The 1,394-nt window shown below is 61.1% G+C and carries 1 protein-coding gene; it reads left to right on the forward strand.

What is annotated here, in order from left to right:
* Positions 1-173: 173 nt before the first annotated feature.
* On the forward strand, positions 174-1,046 hold the full coding sequence (locus ACVOK8_RS19115; RefSeq protein WP_481568195.1) for a methylglyoxal synthase: 873 nt from the start codon (positions 174-176) through the stop codon (positions 1,044-1,046).
* Positions 1,047-1,394 lie beyond the last annotated feature (348 nt).

The following is a 1,394-nucleotide window of genomic DNA, read 5'->3' on the forward strand; positions in this document are numbered from 1 at the left end:
GCTTTGGACTATCCGTTCACCCGGTAGCGCCGCATTCCCTTCTCCCGCATGCGGGAGAAGGTGCCCGGAGGGCGGATGAGGGGAGCTTTAGCTTTAGCTTTAGCTCCAACGCCACCAACAAGCCGGCACCCAGCTGCCCTACACTCAGAAACTCCGCACAAAGAGAAGCAGCAATGCGCATCGGTCTGGCCGCAAACCGTCTCCATCACGAAAGCGCCGACGCTGCGTTGTTCCGTTGGCTACGCGCCAGCGAAACCGGAATCCGCGAATTGGGCGTGGAGTTGCACGCTGTTGGCCGCACCTACGACGCCATTGCCAGCACGCATCCTCTACAGGATTACCCCGGACTTCAGCGCTATCCAAACGGTCGCGAAGGCGGTTTGATGAAGCTGGTTGCCGAAGTCGTAGGCATGGGCACACCCGAGCGTACTCTCGACGGCGCGATCTACTTCATCGACCCGGTCGATCCTTCATCGGTGTTCCCTGAGGCCATCGCACTCAAGCGCCAGTGCGTCATCCACGGCAAGCCTTTCATCTCCACGGTAGCCACCGCACGTGACTGGATTGAAATGGAGCGCATCCACGCCGGCTTCGCTCCGGATCCAGGCGCCGATGATCTACATGACTTCAGCAAGCAGACGCTTGCCCTGATCGCCCACGACGCGCGCAAGCCACAGATGCTGGCCTTCGCATCAGAGCACTTCGACCTGCTGTCGCAATTCGCGCAGCGCATCGGTACCGGCACCACGGGTCAGCGCTTGAACGAAATGGCCTGGAGCCGCGGCTGGCCACGCGAGCAGGAATGGATCCACCGCTTCCAGAGCGGTCCACTCGGCGGCGACGCACAGATTGCGGACCGTGTGCTCGAACACCGCTGTCAACGCGCGATCTTCTTTGAAGACCCGCATGTGGCGCGCCAGCATGAAGCGGATATCCAGTTGCTCGAGCGCGCAGTGACCACGGTCACCGACGATGCGGTATGTATCACCGCGCCCAATATCGCAGCCCGCTGGGCAGTTGCCGCACAGCTGCGCCAAAAAACCTGACGGGAGTGCCGAGCCATGCTCGGCATCGGCTTTCCAGGTGGCGCCAGCAGAGTCCCTACGCTTTTCTTTGGCTTTGGCTTTTCGTTGGCTTTGGCGTTGTCTTTGGGTTTGGCTTCGGCTTCGGCTTCGGCTTCGGCTTTGGCTTTGGCTTCGGCTTTGGCCGTGACCCTTGCTCGGGCTGGCGCTTAAGCCCGTCTCGCGCCTGCGGGAGAAGGGTTGGGATGAGGGCAGCTTCTAGCTTCTGTCGTTTGGCTTTTTTGGCTTGATTCAAGCCTTTCCGCGCCGTTGTCTCTACGAGCTTCGCGGCTTACGCGGCTCCTACAAATGCGCGTGCACCACTGCCGCGCA

It is taken from the genome of Stenotrophomonas sp. STEN083, assembly GCF_056759195.1.

Bases quoted from the DNA above. Each gene is read 5' to 3' on its own strand.
- ACVOK8_RS19115 (WP_481568195.1), top strand. From the start codon at position 174: ATGCGCATCGGTCTGGCCGCAAACCGTCTCCATCACGAAAGCGCCGAC.